Here is a 6,001-nt window from a genome sequence, read left to right on the forward strand (position 1 = left end):
CCCATCTGGAGGCGGATGTTCCTACGAGGCCGGGTCGTCGGGCTCGGGGTCGGGTCGGGTCCAGCCGAGAATCATGGCCGGCGTGCAACCCCCGACCATCAGCGCGGTGACGACAAGCAGTCCCGCGGCGTACGGCACGTTGCTGTGATCGACGTCCAGCGCGCCGACGAAGATCAGGTACATCGCCGGAAGCAGCGTCAGCAGCTGGGTGACCGTGAGTCCGATCGAGCGGGCACTGTTGCGCTGCTGGATCTCCCACTCGTCGAGAGCGTCGCGCGGCGCGTCCCCCTGCCGTCCGGACACGATCTGGAGCATCGTCCACAGCGGAAAGAACAACAGGCACGCCGGCAGCCAGAGCAGCGGGCCGACCGTCATGTCGACATGACACACGATCCCGACGGCGGTCATGAACACGAACGTCGCCGCGAGGGCGACCACCAGGATTCGCCTGCGGCTGCGCGTCCGCCACCGCGGCAGCCAGGTGCGGTAACGGCTTTCGTTCTGGAGGAATCTGCGCGTCCGGAACCCCTGGTACCTCTCGATCAGATTGGTCTCAGGCATGGGAACTCTCCCCGCTTCCTGTCGTGGAGGGCGGTCGGTCGGTGCGGTACAGCTCGGTGGAAAGGGGCCCGAACTCGGTGCGAGAGAAGATGGCCTCCACCGGCAGTTCGAACACCCACGAGATACGGAACGCCAGGTCGAGACTGGGGTAGTGGTCGCCCCGTTCGAGTGCGCCGACGGTCTGGGGGTTGACGTCGATCAGTCCCGCCAGCTGAGCCCGGCTCATCCCGCGTTCGGCGCGCAGGACGCCGATGCGGTTGTAAATGGGCAGGGAGTCCCCGCGCCGTACTGGGCTCATGCAACAAAGTGTTGTGAAAACCCAACAGTTTGTCAACCGTGTACAACAGGTCTCGCACGCTTCCCGGACACCGGGAGGGCGCCTGCCGGTGTCACCGTCCCCGACCTACGTTCGGCAGTCATGGCCACAGCAAGAACTCTCGTGTCCGCGGCGCTGCCGCTCGCGCTCACCTTCCCAGGTTTCGGCTCGGTGGATTTCGGCTCGGCCGCACCACCTCCGGCCCTCCCCGTGATCGGCTACGTCGGCTCGGTCGGTGTCCCCACCGGCGAGCGCTACGCCGGCGAGGTGATCGGCGGACTGTCCGGGATCGACTACGACGCGGCCCGGGACCGGTACGTCGCGATCAGCGACGACCGCGGCGAGCAGGGGCCGGTGCGGCTCTTCACGCTCACACTGCCGATCCGGGACGGCGCGTTGTCGGCACCGGTGTTCGACGGAGTGACGGTGCTGCGCGACGTCGACGGAAACCCCTACGTGCCCGGGTCTGCCGACACCGAATCGGTGCGGTGGAATCCGGGAACCGATGGCTACCTCTACACCAGCGAGGGGGCGGACCGCGCCGGCGTCGGCGGCTTCATCCGGCAGGCGAGCGGCGACGGACGCGTCGTCCGGGACCTGCCCCTGCCCGACGCGTACCGCCCCGTCCTCGGGGAGAACGGCGCGATCGTGTCGGGGATCCGCGACAACCTCGGATTCGAAGCTATGACCGTCGCCCCGGACGGCTCGGCCGTCTCCGCTATGACCGAGAACGCGCTGGCCCAGGACGGTCCGCCCGCGAACCCCCAGGGGCCCACGCCCGCAAAACTTCTGAAGCTCGACCGGGCGAGCGGTGCGTACCTCGGCGAATGGGAGTACCCGGCGGACGCGGTGCCACCCGGTGCCGTCCCCGAGGCGACAGGCGTCTCCGAGATCCTCGCCGTCGACGGGCACACGTACCTGGTGCTGGAGCGGACGATGATCCCCGGCCGGGGTTTCACGGGCAAGCTCTACCTGGCGAGCGCCGACGGCCCGGCGGGTCGGATGGACAAGCAACGCGTGTTCGACTTCGCCGACGTCCTGCCGGACTCGGACTGTGTCGAGGGCATCACGTGGGGGCCGACGCTGCCGGACGGATCGCGCTCACTGGTGGTCGCGACGGACGACAACTTCGGACGCGCCGGCAGGACCACGTTCCATCTCCTCGCCGTCGGACCCGCCGACTGACAGGTTGACCTCGGGAAATTGAGTGGCAGAGTGGAGGCGATTCGCGCAGGACGGCAGGAAAGGACAGGATTACTGACGTGACTTACACCATCGCGGAGCCCTGTGTCGACGTTCTGGACAAGGCATGCATCGAAGAATGTCCCGTCGACTGCATCTACGAAGGCGGCCGGATGCTCTACATCCACCCCGACGAATGCGTCGACTGCGGTGCCTGTGAGCCCGTCTGCCCCGTCGAAGCGATCTTCTACGAGGACGACGTCCCGGACCAGTGGGTCGAGTACACCAAGGCGAACGCCGACTTCTTCGACGACCTGGGATCGCCCGGCGGCGCCGCGAAGCTCGGGAAGGTCGACTACGACCCGCCGTTCGTCAAGGCGCTGCCGCCCATGGCCGAGGGCGACTGACTACTCCTCGGACAACCGGCCGCCGTCCATCCGCCAGCGGCGGGTGCTGCGCGTCGAATCCAGCATCCGCCGGTCGTGGGTGACGAGCAGCAGCGTGCCGTCGAAGTTCTCCATCGCCTGCTCGAGCTGTTCGATCGCCGGAAGGTCCAGGTGGTTGGTGGGTTCGTCGAGCACCAGCAGGTTCACGCCCCGCGCCTGCAGCAAGGCCAGGGCGGCGCGGGTGCGTTCGCCCGGCGACAGCGACGCCGCCGGCCGCAGCACGTGGTGTCCCTTGAGGCCGAACTTCGCGAGCAGCGTCCGCACGTCGGCGTCCGGCCAGTCCGGGACCTGCGCCGCGAACGCGTCGGCCACCTTCTCGGCGCCCTCGAACAGGCCGCGGGCCTGATCGATCTCGCCGATCGCCACACCCGAACCGAGTGAGGCGGTGCCCGCGTCCAGCGCGATCTTGCCGAGCAGCACCTTCAGCAGCGTCGTCTTCCCGGAGCCGTTGGCGCCGGTGACGATGATCCGGTCACCCCAGTCCACCTGAGTGGTGACCGGGCCGAACGTGAACTCGCGGTCCCCGCCCCATGCCACGGTGGCGCCGTTCGCCGTCGCCACGACCGAACCGCTGCGCGGGGCGGCGGCGATCTCCATCCGCAGTTCCCACTCCTTGCGCGGCTCCTCGACCACCTCGAGCCGCTCGATCCGGCGTTGCGTCTGCCGGGCCTTCGCGGCCTGCTTCTCGGTGGACTCGGTGCGCAGCCCCTTGCCGATCTTGTCGTTGTCCTTCGCCTTGCGGCGGGCGTTGCGGACGCCGTGCTCCATCCAGTTCCGCTGCATCTGCGCGCGGTCCTCGAGATCCGAACGGGTTCCCGCGTACTCCTCGTACGCCTCCCGGGCATGCCTGCGTGCGATCTCCCGTTCGGCGAGATACGAGTCGTAGCTGCCGTCGTAGACCGCGATCTGCTGCTGCGCGAGGTCGAGTTCCACGATGCCGGTCACGGTGCGCGCCAAGAATTCCCGATCGTGACTCACCACCACCAGGGCCGCCCGGCTCTCGGCGACGAAGCGCTCGAGCTGCTCGAGCCCCACCAGGTCGAGGTCGTTGGTCGGCTCGTCCAGCAGCAGCACGTCGTACCGGGACAGCAGCAGCGACGCCAACCCGGCGCGCGCCGCCTGCCCACCGGACAGCGACGTCATGAGTGCGTCGAGCGGCACTCCCAGCCCCAGTTCGCTCACGACCTTCTCCGCGCGCTCGGCGAGGTCGGCGCCGCCCAGCGCCAGCCAGCGTTCGAGGGCGGGGGAGTAGAGATCCTCGTCCGACTCGCCGAGCGTTTCGGCGGCCGCGTTCATGGTGTGCTCGGCCTCGGTGACGCCGGTCCTGCGACCGAGGAAGTCGAGCACGGTCTCGCCGGCGATCCGATCCGGTTCCTGGGCCAGGTAGCCGACGGCGGCGTCGGGCGGGCTGAGCACGATACTGCCGTCGACGTCCGCGGACCCGACCCCGGCGAGCGTGGTCAGCAGCGTCGACTTTCCTGCCCCGTTCGCCCCGACGAGTCCGGTCACGTCGCCGGGCGCGACGGTCAGGTCGAGCCCGGAGAACAGGGTGCGCTCACCGCGCGAAGCCGACAGTCCGCTGATGCGCAGTGTTGCAGTCACCTGGCGATTGTCCCAGGACCCGTGAGTACTTGTTAACCGCGGGCGGTTAAGAAGTACTCACAGGTGGGTCAGCGCTTGACGAGGCGGAACCAGCGCGGATCGGCCTTCTTGAGGGGTCCCGGCATGCCGGTCGTGTCGGCGTCGACGTCCGACACGAGCTTCCACTTCTCGAACGTCCGCTCCACGTCGGACCGGGACACCCCCCGCGGCAGCGGGCCGCGATGTCCCGGCCCGAACGCGAACATCAACAGCGTGGCGTGCGGTTCGGTCACCGTCGTGACGTTCTCGGCATACGCGACCCGGGCGTGGTCACTGAGCCCGTGGTAGCACCCCACGTCCAGGATCAGGTGGTACCCGCGACCGACGGCGTGCTCGAGGTCGGTGGCGTCCGCGTGCATGAACCGCACGTCGACGCCCGCCTTCCGTGCCTTGGACCGCGCCTTGTCGAGGGCCAGCTGGACGGTGTCGATCCCCGTCACCTGCCACCCGCGCCGGGCCATCTCGATGGCGTGGTCACCGGTGCCGCATCCGATGTCGAGGACCTCGCCCGGTGGTGCGTCGAAGGGATCGATCAATGTCTCGATCTGGTTCCCGAAGACCCGGCCCGCTTTCACCCACGGCGTGATCTTGAACCGGTAGGCCAATGTGTATCCGAGGCCCATGTCCGCCCCTTTCACCGGGCGCGTCACCACCTGAACGCCGATGCCGTCGGATTACCCGGTGATACCGAAACGACACGCGAAAGTCCACATTCTGAGACGGTGGGAACATCCCGTCCGGGCGCCCGGTTGGACACTCTCATGGGTTTCAACAATGCACAGAGTCCTGTACCTACGGTCACGCTCAACGACGGGAACAGCATTCCTGCCCTCGGCTTCGGCGTGTGGCAGGTGCCGGACGACGAGAGCCACGCCGCGGTCACCGAGGCGCTGAAGGCCGGGTACCGCAGCATCGACACCGCCAAGATCTACGAGAACGAGACCGGAGTGGGCCGCGCGCTCGCGGACTCCGGCATCGCCCGTGACGAGTTGTTCGTCACCACCAAGCTCTGGAACGACGACCAGGGTTACGACTCCACGCTCCGCGCGTTCGACGACAGCCTGAACCGGCTGGGCCTCGACTACGTCGACCTGTACCTCATCCACTGGCCGGTGCCGTCCGCGGACCGTTACGTGGACACGTTCAAAGCCTTCCAGAAGATCAAGGCCGACGGGCGTGCGCGGTCGATCGGTGTCTCCAACTTCACCCCGCAGACCCTCGACCGTCTGATCGCCGAGACCGGTGAGGTGCCCGCGATCAACCAGGTGGAACTGCACCCGCGGTTCAACCAGGCCGACCTGCGTGCCTTCCACACCGGCAAGGGCATCGCGACCGAGGCGTGGAGCCCGCTGGGGCAGGGCACCGTCCTCGAGGACGAGTCCATCGCGAAGATCGCTGCCGCGCACGGCAAGACGACCGCGCAGGTGATCATCCGCTGGCACCTGCAGATCGGCAACGTCGTCATCCCCAAGTCGGTGACGCCGGAGCGCATCGCCGCCAACTTCGACGTCTTCGACTTCGAACTGACCCCCGACGAGATCAACACGGTCGGTTCGCTGACCCGGGCCGACGGGCGCATCGGTCCCGACCCGGACACCCTGGGCGCGTAGCACCCGCACGAGCGCGGAGCGCCTAGAGCTGGAAGTCCGCGAAGTCGAAGCCCGGGGTGACGACGCAACTGACGAGGGTCGGTTCGTCGCCCTCGGGCTTCGCGCGTTGCCAGTGCCGCGGGGGGACCAGCAGGTGCGGTTGGTGGCCCGCCGCGACATCCACGCCGAGGACCAGCACGGGAGGGGTGGGGGGTTCATTTCCGTTTTCTCCGACGTTTAACCTGAGGGGGCTGCCCCTCCGGCAC

Annotated in this window: 7 protein-coding genes and 1 pseudogene; 3 read left to right on the top strand and 5 right to left on the bottom strand. The window is 68.2% G+C overall.

What is annotated here, in order from left to right:
* Positions 1-21: 21 nt before the first annotated feature.
* Positions 22-561 (bottom strand): hypothetical protein, encoded by a 540-nt coding sequence (locus tag ACFU5V_RS09165; RefSeq protein WP_378431826.1) that lies wholly within the window; start codon positions 559-561, stop codon positions 22-24.
* A complete protein-coding gene (locus ACFU5V_RS09170) occupies positions 554-859 on the bottom strand; it encodes a helix-turn-helix transcriptional regulator (protein WP_072944757.1) in 306 nt (101 codons plus the stop codon). The genes ACFU5V_RS09165 and ACFU5V_RS09170 overlap by 8 nt, the downstream gene beginning before the upstream one ends.
* Before the next feature lie 120 nt (positions 860-979).
* Here ACFU5V_RS09170 and ACFU5V_RS09175 point away from each other — a divergent pair, with 120 nt between their 5' ends.
* Both ACFU5V_RS09175 and fdxA read left to right on the top strand, forming a co-directional pair.
* Positions 980-2,062: an esterase-like activity of phytase family protein gene (locus tag ACFU5V_RS09175; protein ID WP_378698595.1), complete on the top strand. Its 1,083-nt coding sequence runs from the start codon at positions 980-982 to the stop codon at positions 2,060-2,062.
* Between the two features lie 77 nt (positions 2,063-2,139).
* On the top strand, positions 2,140-2,466 hold the full coding sequence (gene fdxA / locus ACFU5V_RS09180) for a ferredoxin (RefSeq protein ID WP_005244047.1): 327 nt from the start codon (positions 2,140-2,142) through the stop codon (positions 2,464-2,466).
* Here the strand turns inward: fdxA and ACFU5V_RS09185 are convergent, their stop codons facing one another.
* Positions 2,467-4,107, bottom strand: a complete 1,641-nt coding sequence (locus ACFU5V_RS09185; protein ID WP_378698597.1) for an ABC-F family ATP-binding cassette domain-containing protein — start codon at positions 4,105-4,107, stop codon at positions 2,467-2,469.
* A 68-nt stretch (positions 4,108-4,175) separates the two neighbouring features.
* Entirely contained in the window at positions 4,176-4,769 is a 594-nt protein-coding gene (locus ACFU5V_RS09190) for a class I SAM-dependent methyltransferase (protein ID WP_072944753.1), read from the bottom strand.
* 138 nt (positions 4,770-4,907) lie between these two features.
* On the opposite strand from ACFU5V_RS09190, the gene ACFU5V_RS09195 reads away from it, so the two are divergent.
* Positions 4,908-5,756 carry an aldo/keto reductase gene (locus tag ACFU5V_RS09195; protein ID WP_378436468.1) on the top strand — a complete coding sequence of 283 codons (849 nt, stop codon included), beginning with the start codon at positions 4,908-4,910 and terminating at the stop codon, positions 5,754-5,756.
* A 22-nt stretch (positions 5,757-5,778) separates the two neighbouring features.
* Here ACFU5V_RS09195 and ACFU5V_RS09200 read toward each other — a convergent pair.
* Positions 5,779-5,916: pseudogene (locus tag ACFU5V_RS09200) on the bottom strand (cupin domain-containing protein); the annotation flags it as partial.
* Between the last annotated feature and the right edge of the window lie 85 nt (positions 5,917-6,001).

Source organism: Rhodococcus sp. NPDC057529 (assembly GCF_042802055.1).
Taxonomy (GTDB): domain Bacteria; phylum Actinomycetota; class Actinomycetes; order Mycobacteriales; family Mycobacteriaceae; genus Rhodococcus_F.

Coding starts and splice junctions, on each gene's coding strand:
- ACFU5V_RS09165 (WP_378431826.1), bottom strand. CDS start 561: ATGCCTGAGACCAATCTGATCGAGAGGTACCAGGGGTTCCGGACGCGC.
- ACFU5V_RS09170 (WP_072944757.1), bottom strand. CDS start 859: ATGAGCCCAGTACGGCGCGGGGACTCCCTGCCCATTTACAACCGCATC.
- ACFU5V_RS09175 (WP_378698595.1), top strand. CDS start 980: ATGGCCACAGCAAGAACTCTCGTGTCCGCGGCGCTGCCGCTCGCGCTC.
- ACFU5V_RS09190 (WP_072944753.1), bottom strand. CDS start 4,769: ATGGGCCTCGGATACACATTGGCCTACCGGTTCAAGATCACGCCGTGG.
- ACFU5V_RS09195 (WP_378436468.1), top strand. CDS start 4,908: ATGGGTTTCAACAATGCACAGAGTCCTGTACCTACGGTCACGCTCAAC.